The sequence below is a fragment of the Ligilactobacillus agilis DSM 20509 genome, assembly GCF_001436215.1.
GTDB classification, from domain to species: domain Bacteria; phylum Bacillota; class Bacilli; order Lactobacillales; family Lactobacillaceae; genus Ligilactobacillus; species Ligilactobacillus agilis.
Genome location: NZ_AYYP01000010.1, coordinates 83,541 through 106,709, shown reverse-complemented (window position 1 = coordinate 106,709; position 23,169 = coordinate 83,541). Strand labels below are relative to the sequence as shown.

Here is a 23,169-nt window from a genome sequence, read left to right as displayed (position 1 = left end):
TTCCTCTCCCTTTTTTAAAAAAGGAGCCAGGAATAATACCAATCCCCAGCTTCTTATTTTTATTAACACGTTAGCTGGACAAAAGACTTAATCTTTAGCAACATTAATTACGGATAATTTCTTCATAAAGTGCTTCATAGCTTTGACTAGCTGTCTGCCAACTAGAGTCTCTCTTCATCGCATTAGTTACCAATTTCTTCCAAACTTTTGGTTCATTAGTATAAACCCCTAATGCCTGTTTAATTGTTTCCATCATATAAAATGAATTGTATTCTTCAAACCCAAAGCCGGTCCCGGTATGTTCGATTGGATTATAAGCTTCAACACTATCCTTTAAGCCCCCAATTTGGTGAACGATTGGTAGGGTCCCATAACGCATCGAGATCATCTGGGACAAGCCACATGGTTCAAAGGCCGATGGCATCAAGAACATATCACAGCCTGCATAGATTTCTTGAGCCAAGTTAACATCAAAATCAATCTTGACCCCACACTTATCTGGATACTTATCACCAAAGTACCAGAAGTCATGTTCTAAATCAGGGTAGCCTGTACCAAGCACTACTACTTGAACATCAAATTGAAGCAAGTTTTCCATTTCGCTTACTACTAACTGGAAGCCTTTTTGGTAAGTTAGCCGACTGACAATTCCAATTAGGGGAACGTCTTTTCTAACCGGCAAGCCAAACTTTTGCTGGAGTTCAGCCTTATCCACCGCCTTGCCCTTCAAATTATTCTTGGTAAAGGTGTGTTTAATGTTAGGATCAGTCTTAGGATTATTTGTTTCATAATCAATCCCATTTAAAATCCCAGACAACTTCCAATTTACCATCCGTAATACGCCATCTAACCCGCAACCAAATGCTGGTGTTTGGATTTCACCGGCATAGCTTGGACTAACAGTATTAATTTTATCGGCGTATAAAATCCCGGCTTTCATAAAGTTAACCGCATCCCCAAAACGAACCGTGCCGTCATCATAACGACCTGTATCCATCCCAAATAATTCTGGTAAGACGTCGCGGCCGTATTGTCCTTGGAATTCAAGGTTATGAATCGTTAGGACGGTCGCAATTTGTTGGTAAGCATTAATCCAGCCATACTTTTCCCGTAATAGGAAGGGAATGAAGGCGGTGTGGTAATCATTTACATGGAGGACATCGGGAATAAAGTTTACCTTTTCCATCATTTCAATGACTGCTTGTTGGAAAAAGGCAAACCGTTCACCATCATCATAGTAGCCATAAAGACCCGGGCGCTTAAAATAGTATTCGTTATCAATAAAAAAGTATTCGACCCCGTCTTGTTCTAAGTGCATCAAGCCACAATACTGACTCCGCCAACCAACGTTAACGCGGAAATTAAATAAGTAAGCTAACTTTTGCTTATACTCTTCTTTCATCCCAGCAAAGTATGGTAAGACTACCTTTACCTCATGACCCTTTTTAGCTAGGTACTTAGGTAGCGCTCCGACCACGTCTCCAAGGCCACCAGTCTTAAAAAAAGGGGCACACTCCGCTGCTGCAAATAAAATTTTCATTCACTTAGCCTCCAATAACGTCTGCGGTAATATGAGTATCTTTTTCGATTACTACCGGTTTTTCAGGCGTACCTTCAATCTTTAGGTTAGCGTCAATCGTTACATTCTTATCAAGAATTGCATATTTAACGCTGGTATTTTCACCCACATTAGCGCTTCCCATTAAGACAGAGCCGATAACCTCTGCCCCATTTTCAACAACAGTTCGCCGTGAAATTAGGCTGTCTTCAACCTTCCCCTTAATGACACAACCAGTTGCAAACTGACTCCGCCGAACTTCTGAATCTTCGGTAAAGTAAGTTGCCACTTCATTTTTAGTCCGCGTAATTACTTTTTGGCTGGAGAATAAAAGTGAGTTGAATTTTTCAGGATTTAACATATCCATGTTAGCTTGGTAGTAGCTCTTAACACTGTAAATGTTGCTCATGTAACCTGTGTATTCATAAGCAGAGCTCTTAACCTTAGTCAATTCGCTAACTAAAAATTCTTCAATGCTGGTTGGTGCACCTGCATTTTGCCCGGCGTTTAAGGCCTTAATTAACCAGTCGGTATTAGCGATAAAAATTCCCATGGCTAAGTTATAGGTATCGTCTTTTTCGCTTAAGTCATTGAATTTTTTAGTACCTAAAACCGTTCCGTTTTCTCCTAAAGTTAGGATTTGGTCATCACTAGCAATATCATTTCTAGCAACCCGTTTAAAGACCGCCGTAATTTCATTATTTTGAGCTTGATGAATCTTTAATACGGCCCGCAAATCAACGTTAGCTAAAATCTTGTTAGAGATGAACACTGTGTATGAAGCCTTTGATTTTTGTAAGTAATCGATTACGTCATCAAAGTAGGTCTTACCTTCTGCCTTACGCCGGAGAATATCTTGATAGAAACTAATATATTGATAACTACCAATACTGTCTAAGCCCCATTCACGTCCCCCACCAAGATGGTCAAAGACTGACTTAATCCGCCCTTCATTCATAATCATAAATACGTTTCTAATATTGGCATTTACCACGCTTGAAAGGGCAAAATCTATAATCCGGTATTTGCAATCAAAGTAGAGGGTGGAGAGGGGCCGATTCTTAGTTAAGGGTAAAAGACTCGTATATTCGTGTTCGTTACCAATAATTGCACACATTCTATTAGTCTTCATTAACTTTCACTCCAATCACTTCAGAATTTCCTACGACAGCGATTTCATCACTACCGTCAATTTCAGCGTTATCACCAATAACCGCATTTTCACCAATGATTGCGCGGTTAATCTTGACATTTTTACCAATCGAAGCCCCCGGCATAACGATACTGTCCTTAACCACACTGCCTTCCTTTACTTGAACGTTGGCAGCTAAAATTGAGTGCTCAATATCACCTGCTACAAAGCAACCGTCAACAATCATTGAGTTATTAACGTTAGCGGTATCCGTAATGAATTGAGGTGGTGCAATTGGATTTTTAGAATAAATTCTCCAACTGTGATCGCGGATATCTAAACCGCCCTTATCATCAATGAATTCCATGTTAGCTTCCCAAAGCGAATCAATTGTCCCAACATCTTTCCAATAACCTGAGAAGTTGTAAGCAAAGACATTATCCCCACTCTTAATGTAAGCAGGAATAACATTCTTACCAAAGTCAACCATTGGAACACCTTTTGTAAAGCCATTGACTAATACCTGTCTTAGGCGTGGCCAACTAAAGATATAAATCCCCATTGAAGCGTGGTTACTCTTTGGTTCCGCTGGCTTTTCTTCGAACTCGATAATGCGATTATTTTCATCGGTATTCATAATACCAAACCGGCTAGCTTCATCCCAAGGAACATCGATAACAGCAACCGTTAAAGCGGCATTTTTTTCCTTATGTTGTTGCAGCATATCTTCATAGTCCATTTTGTAGATATGGTCTCCCGATAGGACCAATAAGTATTCTGAATCCATGCTATCAATGTAATCAATATTTTGGTAGATAGCGTGCGCAGTACCTTCAAACCACTTACTGCCTTCATTACTTGAATATGGTTGTAAGATAGTTACCCCAGAATCAAGCCGATCTAGCCCCCAACTAGCACCGTTACCTATATGATTATTCAATACAAGAGGTTGATATTGGGTAATTACCCCAATATTGTGAACCCCAGAGTTTACACAGTTACTCAAGGTAAAATCGATAATGCGGTAGCGGCCACCAAATGGAACCGCGGGTTTCGCAATATTTTTAGTTAACTTTTTTAACCGGGTGCCTTGACCACCAGCCAAAATCATTGCAAGCATTTCATTTTTCATATTCTAAGATGGATTTACTCCATCCCACACCTCTTTTCTATGAAAATCTATTAACAAAACTTACTTCTTCTTTTTAACTTCCTTTTTAGCAGTAGGATGCTTCTTTTTCTTACGCAAATTAATATCAACCGGCTTTAAAATAATTGCCCCTAAGGCAGGAACTGTTGTCGTGATTACTTGCTCAAATTGCTTGAAGCTTTCATCTTGACTCAGGCTATCAACATTGTGCTTAGTCCATGTCCCCCCAAATTCTCTCATTTCAGTATTGAATACTTCTTGATACTTACCAGGATATGGGACCCCAATCTTGAAGTTTCTTCTTTCAACCGGGGTTAAATTCATTGCAATTATTAAGAAATCCTTCTTACGTTTGCCGTGTCTAATGAAGGTCAAGACCGTTTCATCAGTATTATCTGCGTCAATTACTTCCAGGGTATTTTCAGTGTGGTCAGTTTCCCACAAAGCGCGATTATCGTGGTAAAACTTGTTTAAGCTGGCAGTATAATGTTGCATACTTGCATTCAAATCGTCTTGCAAATCAACCCACTCTAATTGGTCGTCATACTTCCACTCTAAAAACTGGCCCCATTCGCTTCCCATGAACAAGAGTTGCTTACCAGGGTGGGTAGCCTGATAGAGATAAAGTGTCCGTAACTGGGCAAACTGCCGGTACCGATCTCCCCACATCTTATGCATCAAACTCTTTTTGCCATGCACCACTTCGTCATGAGAAAGCGGTAAAATAAAGTTTTCAGACATTCGGTACATCCACGAAAAAGTCAGTAAATTCAAATGATACTTGCGATAAACTGGATCCATTTCGAAAAACTTCAAAACGTCGTTCATCCAGCCCATGTTCCACTTATAATCAAACCCAAGCGAATCTTCTTCTAGCATCCCCGTAACCTTTGTCCCGGCAGATGATTCTTCTGCCATAATGATAGTCTTAGGATGCTTTAATTTGACTACACTATTAAACTTCCGTAAGAAGTGCCAACCTTCCAGATTACGATTGCCCCCGTCTTTATTAGGTTTCCAAGGGCCAACATCATAGTCTAAGTAAATCATATTTGAAACTGCATCTACCCTAAGTCCGTCTAGGTGGAAAGTCTCAATCCAATAAAGGGCACTAGAAATTAAGAATGATTGCACTTGCGGTTTGCCTAAATCAAAATTCAAAGCTCCCCACCCGATATTATTAGCGCGATCAGAGTCATAATATTCATAGGTTGGTGTCCCATCATAATAAGGAAGCGTATCATCGTTACGGCAGAAATGACCTGGTACCCAATCAACCAAGACCCCAATATTTTCATTATGACAAGCGTTGACAAAATATTGGAAATCCTCAGGTGTTCCATAGTAGGAAGAAAGGGCAAAATAACCGATTAACTGGTAGCCCCAAGAAGCTCCTAACGGATGCTCCATCAAGGGCATAAATTCTACGTGAGAATAGCCCAATTTCTTCAAATATGGTACTAGCTCATCTGTTAAGTCCTTAAAAGTATATGGGCTACCATCGGCATGGTGTTTCCAAGACGATGCATGCACCTCATAAATATTTAAGGGACGCTCAAAGTAGTTAGACCTTTTTTGTCTCCCCCGCCACAGTCCATCAGTCCAATGGAAGTCTTTCAAGTCGTAGAGGATGGCCGCATCTCCTGGTCGTTTTTCAAACCTTTGCGCAAATGGATCAATTTTAAAAATTTGCCGACCATTAGCCTGGGTAACATTATACTTATACATCTGACCTTCTTTAGGAATAGTCGTAAACACAGACCAAACTCCCTCTTGGTCTTTGGTCAGAGGAATCCCCTCAGCTTGCCACTCATTAAATTCACCAACTAGGGAAACGTTTTGTGCATTCGGAGCCCACACCGAAAAGATAAAACCATCTTTGCCATCAACCGTCGCCTTATGTGCACCTAGAGTGTTATAAGCATGAAAGTTCTCACCAGTCGTAAATGTCGCTAGGCCTTTTTTTAAGTCATTCATATTAAATTTGCCCACAGCGACCCCTCCTTGCAAAATAATCTAGATAGTCATAGTTTAATAACTCTCTATTTATATAATACCATAAATCTTTGAAGATACCTTATTTTTTCTAATTTTAAGAACAAATTATTGTATTCGTTTTAAAAGTTGCAGTTACAAGCTTTTACTATAAAAAGTAACCATTAGAATAATCGGTTACATTATAATTATAATCTTCTTCTAATCATAACTTTTTAGCAACAACGCTCTTTTCTTGTTAAGATTTAATCTAAATAAGCTTAGAAAAAATCTAAAAAACGCTTTCTTAACTTGCATTTAAGCCCCTTCTTTTTTCTAATTAAATAAACATGCATTAATTTAAACTTAATTTAACCCAACTAAAAAGACACCTAGCAATTGCCAGGTGCCCCTTTACTTAAAGCCTAAGCGATATGATTTTCACGTAAGATAGCGTCTACTAATTTTTGCGCCTCCGGCGTTTTAGTCCACTCTTCAAAGTGATTCATCTGTTCAGTCGGCATCTCAAAATTTTCGTTTACATACTGCTCATATTTAATGACGTTAGTTGATCTGGGAATATTCAATTGCAAAATCCTAACCTGTTTAATAAATCCCCGTACTGCAGCCAACTCTGCCCGGCCATTTTGAACCATGTTGGCAATTTCAAAGTACCTACTTCCGTCATTTCTAGTAATTTCTTCGATTAAAGTCAACGTCTCGTTACTTTTCAATAACAACAACTCCCTTATTAGCAGTCTCATTAACTTTCAAACTCGATTATAGCACAAAAAGCTCAAAACAACAAAACCACTGTAACTAAAAAGCTACAGTGGTTGGCATAAGAGAGAAAGAGAATTGATTAGAAGGTAAATTAGTTTAAATACCTTACTCCTATAATATACTCCCGTCTGTAAGCGTTGTCAAACTATTTTTAAGTTTTTTTACTTAATTTATTCAACTTGTCCTTCCTCCTATTAAAGCCTATACTAAGTAGTAGTTTATTAGGTTAGGATGTTCACACTATGATTAATACTAAACAATTTCAACTCTCGCTTTTTTTAGGGTTAGTGATTACTTTAATTCACCTCCTGTTGGAATTCACCCAACTTAACTCTGGAACTAACCTTACTTTTGACACCCTGTTACTCTTTTTCCATACTAAGTTTTTCCTACTTCCCATCCTGGTTTGGTTCTTAGAGTACCTAGTCAATACTAGCATCTGCTACTTGTTTTTCCGCCTACTAACCCACCTCATCAAATTATTTCAATAGATAACAAAAAAGGCTGTGATAAGAGTAACTTTTCTTACTCATATCACAGCCTTTTATTTTGAATCAAACTAATATTTAGGCTTCACTTACACCCATTTCTTCTTCGACCACTGCTACAATCTGCATGACATAATCATGAACCTCCTCTTTAGTAGGAGCTTCTGCCATGACACGCAATAAGTCTTCGGTGCCACTAGGACGTACTAACACCCGACCATCGTCACCCATCTTATCTTCAACCTTAGCAATGACTTCTTTAATCTTTTCATTGTCCAAAGCAGCTTTTTTATCAGTTACACGGACGTTGACTAATTCTTGTGGATAAGTCGTAACTTCAGCTGCCAGTTGTCCTAAGGTCTTACCTGTTTGCTTAATAATGTTTAATAGCTGTAAAGCTGTCAACATCCCATCACCAGTAGTATTGAAGTCCAAGAAGACTACGTGGCCTGATTGTTCCCCACCAAGATTGTAACCATTCTTCCGCATTTCTTCAACGACATAGCGGTCACCAACCTTAGTTTTTACTGAGTTTAACCCATTAGCTTCCATTGCCTTATATAAACCAATATTAGACATGACAGTGGTTACGATGGTATCCTTTTTCAAACGACCACGTTGACTAAGATATTTACCACAGATATACATAATCTTATCGCCATCTACAATTTCGCCGTTTTCATCAACTGCAATACAACGGTCCCCATCGCCATCAAAGGCAATTCCGACCTGTGCGCCCTTTTCAAGCACAAACTTAGCCAAAGCTTCAGGGTGAGTTGACCCTACCCCGGCATTAATATTAATTCCATCCGGACTAGTTGCCATCGTTTCAAAGTCTGCATTTAAATCAGCAAATAATCTTGAAACTAACGCACTGGTTGAACCATTTGCACCGTCAACTGCAATATGTAGCCCAGTTAAATCGTCTGGAATCGTTTGTTCTAAAAATTGAGTATACTTCAAAGCCCCTTCTTTATAGTCGTTAATCCTACCCAAACCTTCTGCAGCTGGCCGGGGAAGGTTATCGCTGGCTTGATCTAGCAGTACTTCAATTTCTTCTTCTTGATCATCAGATAATTTATAACCATCACTACCAAAGAACTTAATCCCATTATCTGAAGCTGGGTTATGGGAGGCAGAAATCATAATCCCGGCATCGGCATCTTGTAAGCGGACAAGGTATGCCACCCCTGGGGTTGTCATTACTCCTAAGGTGAAGACTTCAATCCCTACGGATAATAAGCCAGCAATTAGGGCGCTTTCTAACATTTGCCCAGAAATTCTTGTATCACGAGCCACTAATACCCGGGGAGTTTTCCCGCTTGCATGCTGTGTTAGGACGTAGCCTCCACAACGTCCCAATTTGAAGGCCAACTCAGGGCTTAAACTTTGATTGGCAATTCCTCTGACACCGTCTGTACCAAAATACTTCATACTATTTTAATCCTCGTTTCTTTAACTTAATTCTCAGCTTCATCACTGCTACTAGAACTACTTAACTGACTGCTAGTACTTGAAGAACTGGTTGCTTCGGAACTACTATCATCCGTAGCTACCGTTTCCTTCGTACTACTGGCACTGCTTGTTTCAGCTTGCGAACTAGCTTGGTTTTGCTTTTGAGCAGTACTTGCTTCCTTTTGACTAACACTGACGTTAACCGTAATTGTGGTTGGACTGATAGCGGTTATCCCGCTTTGACTTGGAGACAAGCGGACATTTTCGACCGTGTCCGCCGTCACCCCGGTAATTGATACCGGCACGTCTAAGCGGTTCAATTTGCTTAAAGCCTCCTTAGTTCCGTGGACAGTCACTGTCTTAGTATCCGAACTAAAACTATACTTCATATTGCTTACCCCTTCGCCCCGTGCAACTAAGTTAATTGGAACCCTTTTACTTGCACTAGCCGTATAAATCGGCACTGTTGCCGTTACGTTAGCCGGGGAAATAACAACGTTTAATACTTTACCACTTTCATCTAAGGCTTGCAAAGCCACGTTTTTAGCGTAGGTCTCATTGGCATTACGCGGCAAATTCAGGTTAGCCACCACTTTATCTAGGTTATTAATATCTTTAGCGGCCCCCGTTACCGTCACATATGCTTGTGAACTATATGCTTCTCCAGCAGCATACCCACTTGCAATCCGATTGCTATCATACCTAACTTGAACCGCTGTTTTCTTAGTCTTTTTCTTACTAATTTGTACCGTAATCTTTTCGGGAATGATTTTTACGGTCAACTCACTACTTAGACCTGAATCTTTCAACCTAACGGTGTGGACCCCTGGTTTTAAGTCATTTAAGTCGGCATAAATTTCAAAGTTTTGTGTATTTTTAGCCGCAATTACTAGCGCCGACGGACCACTAATTTTGACCTTAACCACATCGGGATACCCACTTACAAAGTATTTATCGCTATTAACATTTAGTTTTAAATCCGTTTCTAGTGTAATTGTTTTATTAGAAACTAAGCTACTACCGAAGGTCCCGGAATTACCACTACGCGTCGTATTTCCTTTTTCAGATGTTACGTAAAATGAAAGTAACAAGGCAAAAAATAGGGAAATTAGCCGGTAAAAAAGCTTAGAGTTAAAAGCTTGTCTTACTTTCAATGCTTATGTCCCCCTCCTTTTATCATCCCTTCAATAAAGCGTGTAACTGGATTGGTCTTTACTTCTTCTTGCCGCGGAACTAATTCATTACGCAACAATTTCAAATAATCCTGCTGGGTAAGGTCACGGATCAACTCGTTATTCTTCGTAACTGTTACCCCACCGGTTTCTTCTGAAACAACAATTGTTAACGCATCAGTTACCTCACTGATTCCAACCGCTGCTCTGTGTCTGGTTCCGAGCTCTTTAGGAATTAAATTACTCTCAGATAAAGGCAAGTAGGCGGCTGCTACTGCAATCTTATTATCCTTAATAATTACGGCCCCATCATGTAAAGGGGTATTAGGAATAAAAATATTGATTAGTAACGCACCCGTGACATCGGCATCGAGGCTTATTCCAGTTTCAATGTAATCTTCTAAGCCGGTATTTTGTTGGATAGTGATTAAAGCACCAATCCGCCGTTTAGACATATATTGAATGGCTTGATCCAAAGCTTCAACCATTTTTTCTTCTTGATTGCCGGTTTTATTATAGGTAAATACCGAACCACGCCCTAGATGCTCTAACCCCCGTCTGATTTCAGGCTGAAAGATAATGATGATTGCAATAATCCCCCAATTAATAACCTGATCCATAATCCACGATAGAGTTTGCAACCCTACATACCAACTTATTAACTTAATTACAATAATGACTAAAACACCCTTAAATAACTGAACAGCTTTGGTTCCCTTTAAGAGCATCATTAATTCATAAATAACAAACCATACCAGGCAAATATCGATTAAATTAACAAAATTACGCAGGGTGAGCAAATCTCCCCAATTAATTGCCATTAGTAAGATCACCCCTCTTTTTAAATTTCTTTTTCATTATATCACGACTTTAAAAATTATTTTAGCTTTGCTCAATTGACCGCCAGCTAAATTTTAATGGTCACCACTAAAAAGTTAAAATATCCCTAAATACAGTTTTTTAGTAAGCAAATTTTCTTAGCATTTGTTAGAATAGTAGTAATAAATTCTAGGGTGATGTTTTATGTCTACGAAATCTAAATGGTTAATCCGGACAGCGTTTTGGCTGTATATGTTGTATGTCTACCTAACCGTTGTCCGTCACAACTCTTTTTATAGTTTTTTACTTTTAAATACTTTTTTAGCCTACATTCCAATTGAACTTTCCTTTCACATTAAGGAAAAACAAACTGGGCTGTTATTTTATCCCCTGTTGATTGGTTGGTTATTATTTTATCCCAATGCCCCCTATATCTTAACCGACCTCTTTCACCTAGCGCGGATGACCCCTTACAATCCGACTACAGGTTTAATGAGCTTTAACTTGCATATGTGGCTAAACTTTACCAACTTAGTTTCCTCAGCATTAGCAGCAGCCCTAATCGGAAATTGGAGTCTCCAATACGTAGCAGATGTCATTTGCTTGCGCTTCAAACTACATAATAATTTCGGGCGCCTAAGCATTGTCACGCTCTTGCTACTATTATCGTCGGTCGGCATTTACGTTGGCCGGTTCTTACGGCTCCACACCGCTTACTTATTCTTAAACCCTAATTGGGTAATTGAGCAACTGCTTAACATGTGGAGCATCCGGATGCTAGCCTTCGTTTGCTTCATGTTCTTACTACAACTAATTATTTGGTTGAGCACCTACTTAAGTTATCTCGCTTTTAGAAATATGGATTCTAAGTTCAATTAACAAAAACCGTTTGAAATCAAGTTCGATTTCAAACGGTTTTTTATTACTTACTTTTTGTTTTTTCAATCCAACTAACTGTCACGCCCGATAATTCGAACTTCCGTTTCTAAATCCACATCAAATTTAGCCTTAATTTCTGCTTGAATATGATGAATAACATCTAGGTAATCGCTAGCGGTCGCATGGTCCACGTTGACAATAAAACCTGCGTGTTTTTTAGAAACCTGCGCCCCCCCACTTTGGTAACCTTGTAGGCCAGCATCACAAATTAATTTACCTGTAAAATGTCCTACCGGTCTCTTAAAGACACTCCCACAAGAAGGATATTCCAACGGCTGCTTAGACGCCCGTAAGAAGTTCAATTCTTCCATTCGGTTACGGATTGCATACCTATCACCTGCCCGCAAACTAAAAGTTGCTTGCAAAACAATATCGTCTTCTTCTTGGAGGCGGCTGTGCCGATAAGCAAAGTGGAGTTCATTATTTTGGTAAGTTTTTAACTGACCATCGCGGGTGATAACTTCGACTGATTTAACAACGTCCTTAATTTCTCCATCATAAGCACCAGCGTTCATAAAAATAGCTCCCCCGATACTACCAGGGATACCCGCAGCAAATTCCAAGCCAGTTAACCCGGCTTGATATGCAACTTGAGTCGTTTTAATTAAAGAAGCTCCGGCCTGGGCCAAAATAAAATTACCCTCAACCTTGATTTCATTCATATCGGTTAGAATAATCACTAGCCCTAAGATTCCACCTTCTTTGACAATCAAGTTACTAGCATTGCCAATTACAGTTACAGCTACCTGGTTTTCCTTAGCAAATACCAATAATGATTTGATTTCAGCAACATTTTTAGGAAAGGCTAGGCATTCGGCCGGACCACCCGTTTTAGTATTTGTATATTTAGCTAATGGCTCAGCTGCTAATATTTTGATTTTCGGAAACTTAACCTTAAATTCTTGTGCTAGTTCAGTCATTATAATAATACTTCCTCACATTTTAATAATACTACCCTATTTTAGCATTTTTTAGGGCGTCTTGCTTGATTTAGAACCCACTTCTGTTAAACTTTTAACGTAAAGTCAAAATTTGAAAGAAGGACTCCTATGGATTTTGTTGCCTTTGATTTCGAAACGGCCAACGCAAAGAGAAATAGCGCTTGCTCACTAGCATTGAGTGTTGTTCGTAATGGTCAAATTGTCGATGAATTTTACTCGCTAATTAATCCCCAAGCTGAGTTTGCTCCAACTAACATTCGCATTCACGGGATTCGACCTGCTGATGTAAAAAAGGCACCAACTCTAGCCGAGCTGTGGCCTCATATTCAGTCTTTTTTCCAGCCCAACCAGTTGGCTGTCGCCCATAATGCTAGCTTTGATTGTAGCGTTTTAAAGTGCACCCTGGAAAGTTATGACATTACGGTACCACAATTTTTGGTCTTAGATACCCTAAAGACTAGTCGGAAATTTTTTGCCGACTTTCCTAATCAAAAGCTCGACACTATTTGTCAACGACTTAATATTTCACTTGAAAACCACCATAACGCCTTAGCCGATGCATCTGCTTGTGCTAACATCTTACTTTACCAAGCAAACCATTTTGGCAGCTCCGCCTTGGTAGATTTTATTAAAACTTATCCCAAATAAAAAGTACCTAACAAGTTGGTTTCACAAAACCACTTTGTTAGGTACTTTTTTAAAACTAAATCTTTAAGAACTTACTCATTGATAAACCAGAACCTAAAGCCCCGATAACAATCCCAATTACGGCTAAAAGTAAGTCGATTTCCCATAAAAACTGACCTGGTGTTAACAACCGGTATGCTGTTCCTTCAAAGGACTTGGATAAAACAGCGTAAGCCCAGTTGTAACCAAAATCAACTAATATAATTGGAATAACGGCACCAAGCAACCCTGTCCAAGCTCCTTCTAAAACAAACGGCCAGCGAATATAGCTATTAGTAGCTCCTACTAAGCGCATGATTCCAATCTCATCTTTACGTGATAAAATCGTAATCCGAATTGTGTTGGAAATCAAGAACACAGCCACGAATAACAAGAGGACACTGATAGTTAAGCCCCACTTTTGAATAGTTGCTACGGCTTTAAACAACTTCTTAGCTGCTACTCCACCATAACGAGCATCGTAGACGTTCTTAATCTTCTTAGCTTGCTTGGCAACCTTGATGGTTTGGTCGGGTGAGTTAGTCTCAACAATGTAAACATCGTAGAGCGGGTTACTATCCCCTTGGAATAAACGGAAGTCATCACCGTAAACCCCAATTACATTTTTTAATTCTTGCTTACGACTGGAGAACTTAATCTTCTTAACGGCCTTGATTTTAGTCAAATCAGCCTTAATTTGTTTAATCTGTTCCTTGTTAGTTCCACGGTTAATAACTACTCGAACTTGCACGTCCCTTTCAACATCATGGGCAACTTTATTGATATTTAATAAGACTGAGAGTAATACCCCTACCAATAATAAGGTTACTGTTACAGCTGAAATTGCGGCAACTGACATCCAACCATTACGTCTTAAACTCTTAAAACTTTCGGTCAGATGACGCTTAAGCGTTAGCGTCTTCATTACTATAAACCCCTTCCTCTTCATCACGAATAATCTTACCACCATTAATTTCTAACACCCGGTGTTTGTATTCATTCACTATAAAACTGTTGTGAGTCGCCATTACAACCGTAGTTCCTTGCTTATTAACCTGTTCTAGAATTTCCATAATTCCTTCGGCGGTTTCAGGATCTAGGTTACCAGTTGGTTCGTCAGCAATCAAAATGCTTGGCTCGTTTGCAATTGCCCGTGCAATCGCCACCCGTTGCTGTTCGCCCCCTGACAATTCCGCTGGAAAATTATCCCGCTTGGCACTTAGACCAACTAAGTCTAAAACGCGACTTACCCTTTGTTCAACTTCTTCTGGGGTTTTTTCAATTACTTGTAAAGCATAGGCGATGTTTTCAAACACTGTTAGCCGTGGTAATAACTTGAAATCTTGGAAAACAATCCCTAATTCGCGCCGTAAAAATGGAATTTCCCGACTCTTAATATTTTCCAAAGCATATTCATTTACAATAATGCTCCCCGATGTGGGAGCTTCTTCCCGGTACATCATTTTTATAAAAGTTGATTTTCCCGCCCCACTAGGACCGACAACGTAAACAAATTCGCCCGGCTTTATTTTTACCGAAATATTGTTGGTTGCTGTAATATTATTATCGTATTTTTTTACGACGTTTTTAAATTCAATCAAAAAAGTTACCTCCCTACAGATTGTAATAGCCTTAATAATTATATCATTTTGGCTTAGCTTAAGGTTGCAATTAAATTACAGTTACTTATCATTATCCCCACTTGCTTTGTGAATGTTCCACTGGAGATAAGCGTTGATAAAGGGATCTAAGTCCCCATCCATTACCGCCCCAGTATTACCAGTTTCGTAGCCAGTCCGGTGGTCTTTAATCATTGAGTAGGGGTGGAAAACATAAGATCTTATTTGGGATCCCCAAGAAATATCCAGCTGTTCACCTTGCAACTTGGCTTTTTCCTTTTCCTTAGCTTCTAATTCCAGTTGATACAACTTAGATTTCAACATACTTTCGGCCGTAGCCCGGTTTTGGAATTGCGAACGTTGAGCTTGACTCGAAACAACAATTCCCGTCGGAATGTGAATCAACCGTACCGCTGAAGAAGTTTTATTGATATGCTGCCCCCCAGCTCCACTAGCTCGAAAGACTTCCATCTTCACATCTTCTGGCCGCAACTCTACTTCAACAGAATCATCTAGCTGAGGCATAACATTTACAGAGGCAAAAGAGGTATGCCGTCTGCCCGCCGCATCAAATGGTGAAATTCTCACTAAGCGGTGAACCCCTTTTTCACTTCTGAGGTAACCGTAAGCGTTCGTCCCTTCAATTAGTAGGGTAACACTTTTAATCCCCGCTTCATCTCCGGCCTGATAATCTACTGTTTCAACCTTAAATCCATGCTGGTCTGCCCAGCGCGTATACATTCTTAATAACATCGAACCCCAATCTTGCGATTCAGTCCCACCAGCTCCAGGGTGGATTTCTAAGATTGCATTGTCCTTGTCATAAGGTTGGTTCAACAAAATGCTTAGTTGGTAGGCTTGTAACTTGTTAGCAGCCGCCGCATAGGTTTGCTCTAGTTCCGCTAATAATTCTTGATCGGTTGGTTCTTCAGCCACCATTTCTAAGAGAACTTCTAAGTCCTCAACTAGCTTTACTAACTCTTTGAAATTATCATACTTAGCCTTTAATTCATTATTTTGATTGATTAACTTCTGAGCGGACTCTTGGTCATCCCAAAAGCCCGGTTGAGCCATCTTATTTTCATTAAGGGCAATCTCTTCTTCTAGTTCATCTAAGTCAAAGAGACCTCCTAAATTCTAAGATTTTTGCCTTCATTGTGGCAATTTCACGTTTGTAATCACTATATTCCATTTTATCCTCCATTCAAAAAGCTGAAAAGCAAGCTTACTTCAGTCTTACCTTCCAGCTTTATTTTTACCGCTTAATATTTTGGCGAATTTCCGCCTTCATGAAGAGGCGGGTAACGTCGTATTCAATATCCCCAATCATCTGTTCAAACATTCTGAAACCATCTGATTGGTATTCAACCAACGGATTCAATTGTCCGTAACCACGAAGACCGATTGATTGGCGTAATTGATCCATTTCATCGATGTGATCAGTCCACCGGGAGTCTACCACCCGTAAGATAACAACCTTTTCAAATTCTAGCATTTGACTAGCATCATATAGTTGTTTTTCTTTTAACTTGTAGTTAGCCTCGGCACGGTCCATTAGGTAAGCAACAATCTCATCAGGAGTCTTGCCAACTAAATCTGCCAATTCAATGCTATCTTCATTAACCATTGCTGATACAGCAAAATCTAAAATAGCTTGCAAGTTCCACTCATTCTTTTCACCCTGAGTATGAACTTGAACTGTATGCTCTACAGTTCGCTTAATCATTGGCATAATTACACCCTTGAGTGACTTATCTTCCATGATTACTTGTTGCCGTTGGCTGTAAATAATTTCACGTTGAGCCCGCATTACATCATCGTATTGTAACACTTGCTTTCTAGTATCGTAGTTATTACCTTCAACCCGCTTTTGCGCAGATTCAACTTGCTTAGTAATCATCCGTGATTGGATAACCGCATCATCATCGGCCACTTTCATTCGTTCCAAGAATGCCTTGATTCTTTCTGAACCAAAGCGTAGCATCAAATCATCTTCCAGCGATAGATAGAATTGTGACACCCCTGGATCACCTTGACGACCTGACCGGCCCCGTAACTGATTATCAATCCGGCGCGATTCGTGCCGTTCTGTCCCAATTACGGCTAAACCACCAAGTTCACGAACACCCGGCCCCAGTTTGATATCGGTACCCCGACCGGCCATGTTAGTAGCAATTGTGACAGCTCCTCTTTGCCCGGCATTCATAACAATTTCAGCTTCCCGGGCGTGGTTTTTGGCGTTTAAGACAGAGTGAGGAATTCCCTCTTGATCAAGCATATGTGACAAAAGCTCAGAGGTTTCCACAGCCACCGTCCCAACCAAGATTGGTTGTCCAGCTTCATGGCGAGTCTTAATATCTTCTACCACCGCTTTAAACTTACTCTTTAAAGTTGGATACAATAAATCAGGCCGGTCTTCCCGGGCGATTGGCCGGTTAGTTGGAATTGTCACAACTTCCATGTTATAGATTTCCCGGAATTCTTCTTGTTCCGTCTTGGCAGTCCCAGTCATCCCCGAGAGTTTCTTATACATTCTGAAGAAGTTTTGGTAGGTAATGTTAGCCATTGTTTTAGTTTCTTCTTTAATTTCAACGTGTTCTTTAGCTTCGATAGCCTGGTGCAACCCATCGGAGTAGCGCCGGCCATCCATAATCCGCCCTGTAAATTGGTCAACAATCAAGACTTCCCCATCTTGGACCACATAATCTTTATCCCGTAACATGATAAAGTTAGCCCGCAAGGCATTATCTAAGTGGTGATTTAAGGCTGTGTTATCTGGGTCATATAAGTTGGTTAACCCAAAGTATTTTTCACCCTTCTTGATTCCTTCCTCAGTCAAGGAAACAGTCTTAGACTCCAAGTCAATCTTAAAGTCTTCATCTTCCGTTAGCGTTTTAGCAAACCGGTCTGTCCGCGTATAAAGCATAGTTGAACCAGTTGCTTGCCCTGAAATAATCAGCGGTGTCCGCGCTTCATCGATTAAAATAGAGTCTACTTCATCGACAATTACAAAGTTAAGTGGGCGTTGTACCATATCTTCTCTGTAAACAACCATGTTATCCCGCAGGTAGTCAAAGCCTAATTCACTGTTAGTGGAATAGGTAATATCAGCCGCATAAGCTTCCCGCTTTTCGGCTGGAGTCTTGCTAGCGATATTTAAGCCAACTTTTAATCCTAACCAATTATAAAGTTCACCCATTTCACTGGCATCACGACTAGATAAATACTCGTTAACAGTAACAACGTGTACCCCTTCTCCTGATAAGGCGTTGAGGTAAACAGGCATAGTAGCCGTCAAAGTCTTTCCTTCACCAGTTTTCATTTCTGCAATATTACCTTCGTGAAGAACAATCCCCCCGATAATTTGAACCCGGTAAGGATATAGGCCTAAAACCCGACGAGCCCCTTCACGTGCAACCGCAAAGGCTTCTGGCAAGAGTTCATCTAAACTACTGCCATTTTGGTAACGTTGCTTTAATTCTGGTGTTTTTGCTTTTAATTCTTCATCTGATAAAGCTTCCATCGTACTTGCATAAGCTTCAACTTTATCAGCAATTTTTCCTAAACGCTTTAATTCACGTTTATCACTTTCAACCCATTTTCTTAGGAAATTTGCCATCTTATAAATCCTTCCTAATTTGTTTTCTTTTAAAAAAATTAAATTTCAATTTAAAATTTAGTATACCAAGGTATATTCTAGCATTATTTTCAGAAAATTTAAACATAAAAAAGGGTTGCCACTATCGACAACCCTCCCTAGCACTAGCTAGCTATCTTATTTAGTTAGCGAAGACTAGCCTTCGTCACCTGCTTCGATTAAGCCGTAACGTCCATCCTTACGACGGTAAACGATGTTAATGCCTTGGGTTTCAGCATCTTCATAGATGAAGAAGTTGTGGCCTAACATGTCCATTTGTAAGACAGCTTCTTCACTGTCCATTGGCTTCAAGGAAACATGCTTTGTACGCACGATTTCAAACTTCTTATCTTCTTCTTCCTTTTCTTCGGCTTGAGGAACAAATTCAAAGGAAGCAAAGCCTTTTTCACGTGACTTGCGATTAACTTTTGTCTTATACTTACGAATTTGACGTTCAAGTTTATCAGTCACCAAATCAATACTTGCGTACATATCAGGTGAGGTTTCTTCAGCCCGTAAAACTAGGTAAGGTAAAGGAATGGTTACTTCTACCTTGTATGTTTTGTCGGTGTAAACTTTTAGATTTACATGAGCTGTAGAATTTGAAGTATTCTCGAAGTATTTTTCTAACTTAGTTAGTTTCTTTTCTACGTATTCGCGAATAGCTCCTGTAACTTCGATATTTTCACCACGAACATTGATTTTTAACATGGTAAACCTCTCCTTTCAACACTAAGTATCACTACTTAGTTCAAAGATAGGTTCTTATATGAACCATATCTTATCTACACTTTTATTATAATAGAAAGCGGTTCATTTAACAATTGTTATAGACAAATTTTTCCCTTTTTTTAGACTTTTTTCGCTTTTTTTAACGGCTAAGCGTCACGCTTCTAACCAACGCAGCCCCGTGTGTTTTTAAAACTGCACGGGCATGATACAGTGTCCGGCCGGTTGTATAAACGTCATCTAAAAGTACCACCTTCTTTTGCAAAATTTCCTCCTCACTTCCACTATAATTGAACGGTTGCTTGGTTTTCATTCGTTGGCGGCGGTTCTTCTTAGATTGCTTTACCCGTCCATGAGTTTGTTTCATCTCTAATACCTCAGTTAAAGGCAAAAGTTCTGCTAGACCTATCACCTGGTTGAATCCCCGCTGGCTCTTACTTTCCTGATCGACCGGAATAGGAACATACAGCCAGCCTTGCTTAGGAGGATAGTTCTTAACAATAAAGTCACACCACTGCTTTTGAAAAACGTAACGCAAGCGGTAATCGCCTAAAAACTTATACCTTTCTAAGTAGCCCTTCATTGCTTCGGTCTGGTAGCTATACAGGGCTTTGTTAGTTAACAACTCTGGGGCTACTTGTTGCCAACGCAAGCAGTCTGAACACAGCTTGCCCATCTCACTCAGCCGGCCACACCCTGGGCAAGTTAATTTATTATCTAACCTGATAAAATTAGCAGCACAGCGCTCACATAGGTATTTATCAACCAGCGGTTGCAATGTTAAAAACCATTTTAAATCAAAGTGGTAAGTTAGGTCTTGTTGACAAAGTAAACACTGCTTATTCATCTTGCTTCAACTTCTTTCCCTTACGATTGAGAAACTTAATTTGCTTGCAGGCGGCTTTTACCGTCCGGGTATAATCTTGACAAAAGAAATAAACATCCCCGGTAGGTCGCGCCTTATTTCTCCCCGCTCGTCCTGCAATCTGGACCAAAGCAGCCGTCGAAAAGTTGCTATCGTCTGCAGCTAAAACCATAATATTAATCCCTGGAAATGTTACCCCCCGCTCCAAAATAGTAGTCGTAACTAAGTACCGGTATTCCTGCGCCCGCATTTTAGCTACCTTCTCAATTCGTTGACCATCGTTAGCGTAGACCGTCTGCCCCTTTAATTCTGGCTTTAACAAGTTAGCAATAGCTTGGTAGACCGGTTTTAAGAGGGCAATTCTTGGAACAAAAACTAAGAATTGATATCCTTCTTCCTGCCACCTTAGTAGAATTTTTTTAATTTTTGAATTCAAAATTCCCTCGTCAAGCTGACTGCGTAATTTAGCAACTGCGACTAAGTTAATTGTTGGCAGTAGGTAGCCATGAAACCGAAGTGGGAGGTAACTGACCGAGAGTTCTTTTTTCTTAACAGCCGCTAACAGCTTCCTACTAGGAGTTGCAGTTAGATAGACTAGCGTACCACCTGGAATCAGCGCGTTATTAGCAGCATAATGAAGCCCTGGATCATCTACAAAGGGAAAAGCATCCACTTCATCAATTATCAACAGGTCAAAGGCCTGGTAAAAACGCAATAGCTGGTGAGTGGTTGCAACTACTAGCTGGGTATAACGGTACGATTCCTTAGCGTGGCCATGAAGTAAAATCATGGGCGTCTTTGCAAATGCAGCTTGTAACCTGGGAAATAATTCGTTACAAACATCGACCCTCGGTGAAGCAAGTCCCACCCGCTTTCCAGTTTGGAGGGCCCAGTTAATGGTTTCAAAAAGCATCTCCGTCTTTCCCGCCCCCGTTACAGCCCACAGCAAATGTTTGCCCCCGTGTTTAACAACCGTTTGTAGTTGAGCCGAGCACTTCTCCTGGTACTTAGATAATTGTCCCTGCCAAGTTAAACTATTTTTTTTGTATTCAAATAGGTGGGGCTCTGGTAAATTATAAAGCTGGTCAGCACTAGTCAGCCGTCCTAACAGCAGACAATTAGGACAATAGTACTTTCCAGTTGGAAGCCGGGCTAACTTTAAACTAGTAGTCTGCCCGCACCTTTGACAAATCACTCCTCGCTTACCTACCACCAAAGCAGGTTTAACCCGGAGATTATTTAAGCCCTCCAAGTCTTTTTCACCCAAAACTATTTGGCGACCGTATAAAATGCTTGCATCCATAGTAATTCCCCCTTCATAATATAGATACGCAAAAAATTCAGATTACTGGAGGAGTTACATGGAAAATGAGACATATTTAACCATAAAATCACCTGGCTCTTATAAACAAACGATTAAGAAGTCAGATTTCATTTGCAGTCTCGCTCGAACTGAAACAGAAGCAGAAGCTAAAGCCTTCATCGCCCAGATTCAAGCCCAAAATAAAAAGGCCAACCATAACTGTTTTGCCTACACCTTAGGTCTAAACGACGAAATCCAACGCGAAAGCGATAACGGGGAACCTTCAGGAACAGCCGGCGTCCCTATTTTAGAGGTACTTAAAAATCTTTCCCTCCATAACGTCACCGCAGTCGTTACCCGTTACTTTGGCGGTATCAAGTTAGGTGCTTCAGGGCTAATCCGGGCTTATTCAAGCACTACCAGCCAGGCCATCAACGAAATCGGCATCGTCAAACGGGTTATGCAAAGAGAGCTCGCACTTCAAATCGCTTATAACCAACAAGGTCGTTTAGAAAATTATTTAAAACAAAATAACTATCACATCCTAAATACTGACTACGGAGTTGACGTTACTATCAAGATTGCGGTTGACCTTGAGAACGTTAATCCTACTGAAGCCAACCTCATCGACCTTTTAAACGGCCAAATTCAAATCACCCCCGGCCCTAGTTTCTATAACGAAATCCCCTACCAACCTCATCACTAACAAATAAAGGATGCCCTGTCAAAGAGCATCCTTTATTGTTATTTATGTCGATCTTCTTTATCACGGTCGCAACGTTCACGCGCACTTGTCATTAAAACTAACTTTTTAATTCCATCAAGTAAGGGTTGCCGCCCATCTCCTACTAAGCCGATTAATTCCACAAACAACTCTAATCCTAGTAGGGTAGCGACTGTTAACAGCACTGACCCCCACAAGTTTGATAAGGGGTACAGCAAGGAAATGAACGAAAAGATTAAAGCAATTCCATAAATTACCAGCACTGTTTGGCGGTGTGAAAGCCCCATTTGCATCAAGCGGTGGTGTAAATGATGCTTATCTGCTTGCGAAATTGGTTTATTATTCAACCATCTCCGCAAAATCGCGTAGACTGTATCTGTAATCGGAACACCCATAATTATCACTGGGATAATAATCGTAATGAACGTCGCATTCTTTAAGCCATACAAAGAGAAAACAGCCATCATAAAACCAATGAATAATGAACCCGTATCTCCTAAATAGATTCTAGCCGGGTGAAAATTATAGGGTAAAAAGCCAATTAAAGCAGCAACTAGTGTAAACATCATGATTGACACAAAGGTATTGGTTACATTTAAGAAGAAATATCCTGTCACTGCACTGGTTGTTAAAGCTATAATTGAAACCCCAGTCGCCAACCCATCCAAACCATCAATCAGATTAACCGCGTTGGTAATAGCTAGAATCCAAATAATGGTGATAGGAAAACTCAGCCAGCCTAGCGGGATTACCCCTAGAAATGGTAAGGTTAACGTCGTCATCCTTACTTTGGCAACAAAAAATACCACTAGCGCTGCCAAAAAAATCCCAAACATTTTTTGCCGGGGTTTTAATTCATAAATATCATCAATCACGCCCGTCGCAATTATGATTAACTGGGCTAAAATTAACGAATACAACTGACTACTTGGATATTGATTTCTTAATAAAAATAAGTTTGCTAAATTAAATGACAAAAAGATTGCCAAACCACCCATTGTCGGCATGGGGATTTTATTAACCCGCCGCGCGTTAGGGTTATCAACTGCCCCTACTTTAAAAGCCAGCTGCCGAATAAATGGTGTTAGCAAGGCAGCCAGTAACATAGTGGCAAATAAAGACGCAAGGATTTTATACATATATCTGCCGTCCTTTTAAATCTAAATCTTAGTCAAAGCACTAATTTGACTGTAACAGTCAAATTTAACTGTCAAC

21 protein-coding genes are annotated in these 23,169 nt (G+C 40.1%); 4 read left to right on the top strand and 17 right to left on the bottom strand.

The genetic code is table 11. From position 1 onward, the window contains the following. Positions 1-103: 103 nt before the first annotated feature. The 5 genes from glgA to FC14_RS01525 all read right to left on the bottom strand — a co-directional run bounded on the left by glgA (position 104) and on the right by FC14_RS01525 (position 6,548). Positions 104-1,540 (bottom strand): glycogen synthase GlgA, encoded by a 1,437-nt coding sequence (gene glgA / locus FC14_RS01545; RefSeq protein WP_050610938.1) that lies wholly within the window; start codon positions 1,538-1,540, stop codon positions 104-106. A gap of 4 nt (positions 1,541-1,544) precedes the next feature. After that, positions 1,545-2,690 carry a glucose-1-phosphate adenylyltransferase subunit GlgD gene (gene glgD, locus FC14_RS01540; protein WP_056975958.1) on the bottom strand — a complete coding sequence of 382 codons (1,146 nt, stop codon included), beginning with the start codon at positions 2,688-2,690 and terminating at the stop codon, positions 1,545-1,547. Beyond that, the gene (locus FC14_RS01535) at positions 2,680-3,822 is read right to left on the bottom strand and encodes a glucose-1-phosphate adenylyltransferase (RefSeq protein ID WP_056975955.1); all 1,143 of its coding nucleotides are present in this window, start codon (positions 3,820-3,822) and stop codon (positions 2,680-2,682) included. Before FC14_RS01535 ends, glgD begins: the two co-directional genes overlap by 11 nt. Before the next feature lie 60 nt (positions 3,823-3,882). Continuing rightward, positions 3,883-5,817 (bottom strand): 1,4-alpha-glucan branching protein GlgB, encoded by a 1,935-nt coding sequence (gene glgB, locus FC14_RS01530; RefSeq protein WP_056975979.1) that lies wholly within the window; start codon positions 5,815-5,817, stop codon positions 3,883-3,885. 422 nt (positions 5,818-6,239) lie between these two features. Further along, positions 6,240-6,548, bottom strand: a complete 309-nt coding sequence (locus FC14_RS01525) for a hypothetical protein (RefSeq protein ID WP_056975953.1) — start codon at positions 6,546-6,548, stop codon at positions 6,240-6,242. Positions 6,549-6,839: 291 nt separating this feature from the next. Here FC14_RS01525 and FC14_RS01520 point away from each other — a divergent pair, with 291 nt between their 5' ends. Beyond that, positions 6,840-7,088 (top strand): hypothetical protein, encoded by a 249-nt coding sequence (locus tag FC14_RS01520; RefSeq protein WP_056975951.1) that lies wholly within the window; start codon positions 6,840-6,842, stop codon positions 7,086-7,088. A 75-nt stretch (positions 7,089-7,163) separates the two neighbouring features. Here FC14_RS01520 and glmM read toward each other — a convergent pair whose 3' ends face one another. The 3 genes from glmM to cdaA are packed head-to-tail and all read right to left on the bottom strand — an operon-like array spanning position 7,164 to position 10,533. Continuing rightward, a complete protein-coding gene (gene glmM / locus FC14_RS01515; RefSeq protein WP_056975949.1) occupies positions 7,164-8,519 on the bottom strand; it encodes a phosphoglucosamine mutase in 1,356 nt (451 codons plus the stop codon). Positions 8,520-8,545: 26 nt separating this feature from the next. Then, a complete protein-coding gene (locus FC14_RS01510; RefSeq protein WP_056975947.1) occupies positions 8,546-9,694 on the bottom strand; it encodes a CdaR family protein in 1,149 nt (382 codons plus the stop codon). Next, positions 9,691-10,533: a diadenylate cyclase CdaA gene (cdaA, locus tag FC14_RS01505; RefSeq protein ID WP_050610932.1), complete on the bottom strand. Its 843-nt coding sequence runs from the start codon at positions 10,531-10,533 to the stop codon at positions 9,691-9,693. Before cdaA ends, FC14_RS01510 begins: the two co-directional genes overlap by 4 nt. A gap of 202 nt (positions 10,534-10,735) precedes the next feature. Between cdaA and FC14_RS01500 the strand changes: the two genes are divergently transcribed. Beyond that, entirely contained in the window at positions 10,736-11,410 is a 675-nt protein-coding gene (locus tag FC14_RS01500; protein ID WP_056975945.1) for a DUF1361 domain-containing protein, read from the top strand. Positions 11,411-11,481: 71 nt separating this feature from the next. On the opposite strand, the gene murB is transcribed toward FC14_RS01500, so the two are convergent. Continuing rightward, entirely contained in the window at positions 11,482-12,390 is a 909-nt protein-coding gene (murB, locus tag FC14_RS01495; protein ID WP_050610930.1) for a UDP-N-acetylmuramate dehydrogenase, read from the bottom strand. A 129-nt stretch (positions 12,391-12,519) separates the two neighbouring features. Between murB and FC14_RS01490 the strand changes: the two genes are divergently transcribed. Next, positions 12,520-13,059 carry a 3'-5' exonuclease gene (locus FC14_RS01490; protein WP_056975943.1) on the top strand — a complete coding sequence of 180 codons (540 nt, stop codon included), beginning with the start codon at positions 12,520-12,522 and terminating at the stop codon, positions 13,057-13,059. 55 nt (positions 13,060-13,114) lie between these two features. Here FC14_RS01490 and ftsX read toward each other — a convergent pair whose 3' ends face one another. The 7 genes from ftsX to FC14_RS01455 form a co-directional block, all read right to left on the bottom strand. Next, positions 13,115-14,002 (bottom strand): permease-like cell division protein FtsX, encoded by an 888-nt coding sequence (gene ftsX, locus FC14_RS01485; RefSeq protein WP_050610928.1) that lies wholly within the window; start codon positions 14,000-14,002, stop codon positions 13,115-13,117. Beyond that, the gene (gene ftsE, locus FC14_RS01480) at positions 13,983-14,678 is read right to left on the bottom strand and encodes a cell division ATP-binding protein FtsE (RefSeq protein WP_056975941.1); all 696 of its coding nucleotides are present in this window, start codon (positions 14,676-14,678) and stop codon (positions 13,983-13,985) included. The genes ftsX and ftsE overlap by 20 nt, the downstream gene beginning before the upstream one ends. 81 nt (positions 14,679-14,759) lie before the next feature. Then, a protein-coding gene (gene prfB, locus FC14_RS01475) for a peptide chain release factor 2 (RefSeq protein ID WP_101812090.1) occupies positions 14,760-15,888 on the bottom strand; the annotation gives its coding sequence in 2 pieces (ribosomal slippage) (positions 14,760-15,815 and positions 15,817-15,888; 1,128 coding nt in all). Positions 15,889-15,951: 63 nt separating this feature from the next. Continuing rightward, positions 15,952-18,315, bottom strand: coding sequence for a preprotein translocase subunit SecA (gene secA / locus FC14_RS01470; RefSeq protein WP_056975937.1), 2,364 nt, complete (start codon positions 18,313-18,315; stop codon positions 15,952-15,954). Between the two features lie 174 nt (positions 18,316-18,489). Continuing rightward, positions 18,490-19,044, bottom strand: coding sequence for a ribosome hibernation-promoting factor, HPF/YfiA family (gene hpf, locus FC14_RS01465; protein WP_056975935.1), 555 nt, complete (start codon positions 19,042-19,044; stop codon positions 18,490-18,492). Between the two features lie 160 nt (positions 19,045-19,204). Beyond that, positions 19,205-19,909: a ComF family protein gene (locus FC14_RS01460; RefSeq protein ID WP_056975933.1), complete on the bottom strand. Its 705-nt coding sequence runs from the start codon at positions 19,907-19,909 to the stop codon at positions 19,205-19,207. Next, entirely contained in the window at positions 19,902-21,230 is a 1,329-nt protein-coding gene (locus FC14_RS01455; protein ID WP_056975931.1) for an ATP-dependent helicase ComFA, read from the bottom strand. The genes FC14_RS01460 and FC14_RS01455 overlap by 8 nt, the downstream gene beginning before the upstream one ends. Positions 21,231-21,288: 58 nt before the next feature. Between FC14_RS01455 and FC14_RS01450 the strand changes: the two genes are divergently transcribed. Further along, positions 21,289-21,936 carry a YigZ family protein gene (locus FC14_RS01450; protein WP_056975929.1) on the top strand — a complete coding sequence of 216 codons (648 nt, stop codon included), beginning with the start codon at positions 21,289-21,291 and terminating at the stop codon, positions 21,934-21,936. A 38-nt stretch (positions 21,937-21,974) separates the two neighbouring features. Here FC14_RS01450 and FC14_RS01445 read toward each other — a convergent pair whose 3' ends face one another. After that, positions 21,975-23,093, bottom strand: a complete 1,119-nt coding sequence (locus FC14_RS01445; protein ID WP_056975927.1) for a glycosyltransferase family 4 protein — start codon at positions 23,091-23,093, stop codon at positions 21,975-21,977. Between the last annotated feature and the right edge of the window lie 76 nt (positions 23,094-23,169).

Bases quoted from the DNA above. Each gene is read 5' to 3' on its own strand.
- glgA (WP_050610938.1), bottom strand. From the start codon at position 1,540: ATGAAAATTTTATTTGCAGCAGCGGAGTGTGCCCCTTTTTTTAAGACT.
- glgD (WP_056975958.1), bottom strand. From the start codon at position 2,690: ATGAAGACTAATAGAATGTGTGCAATTATTGGTAACGAACACGAATAT.
- FC14_RS01535 (WP_056975955.1), bottom strand. From the start codon at position 3,822: ATGAAAAATGAAATGCTTGCAATGATTTTGGCTGGTGGTCAAGGCACC.
- glgB (WP_056975979.1), bottom strand. From the start codon at position 5,817: ATGAATGACTTAAAAAAAGGCCTAGCGACATTTACGACTGGTGAGAAC.
- FC14_RS01520 (WP_056975951.1), top strand. From the start codon at position 6,840: ATGATTAATACTAAACAATTTCAACTCTCGCTTTTTTTAGGGTTAGTG.
- glmM (WP_056975949.1), bottom strand. From the start codon at position 8,519: ATGAAGTATTTTGGTACAGACGGTGTCAGAGGAATTGCCAATCAAAGT.
- cdaA (WP_050610932.1), bottom strand. From the start codon at position 10,533: ATGGCAATTAATTGGGGAGATTTGCTCACCCTGCGTAATTTTGTTAAT.
- FC14_RS01500 (WP_056975945.1), top strand. From the start codon at position 10,736: ATGTCTACGAAATCTAAATGGTTAATCCGGACAGCGTTTTGGCTGTAT.
- murB (WP_050610930.1), bottom strand. From the start codon at position 12,390: ATGACTGAACTAGCACAAGAATTTAAGGTTAAGTTTCCGAAAATCAAA.
- FC14_RS01490 (WP_056975943.1), top strand. From the start codon at position 12,520: ATGGATTTTGTTGCCTTTGATTTCGAAACGGCCAACGCAAAGAGAAAT.
- ftsX (WP_050610928.1), bottom strand. From the start codon at position 14,002: ATGAAGACGCTAACGCTTAAGCGTCATCTGACCGAAAGTTTTAAGAGT.
- secA (WP_056975937.1), bottom strand. From the start codon at position 18,315: ATGGCAAATTTCCTAAGAAAATGGGTTGAAAGTGATAAACGTGAATTA.
- hpf (WP_056975935.1), bottom strand. From the start codon at position 19,044: ATGTTAAAAATCAATGTTCGTGGTGAAAATATCGAAGTTACAGGAGCT.
- FC14_RS01460 (WP_056975933.1), bottom strand. From the start codon at position 19,909: ATGAATAAGCAGTGTTTACTTTGTCAACAAGACCTAACTTACCACTTT.
- FC14_RS01455 (WP_056975931.1), bottom strand. From the start codon at position 21,230: ATGGATGCAAGCATTTTATACGGTCGCCAAATAGTTTTGGGTGAAAAA.
- FC14_RS01450 (WP_056975929.1), top strand. From the start codon at position 21,289: ATGGAAAATGAGACATATTTAACCATAAAATCACCTGGCTCTTATAAA.
- FC14_RS01445 (WP_056975927.1), bottom strand. From the start codon at position 23,093: ATGTATAAAATCCTTGCGTCTTTATTTGCCACTATGTTACTGGCTGCC.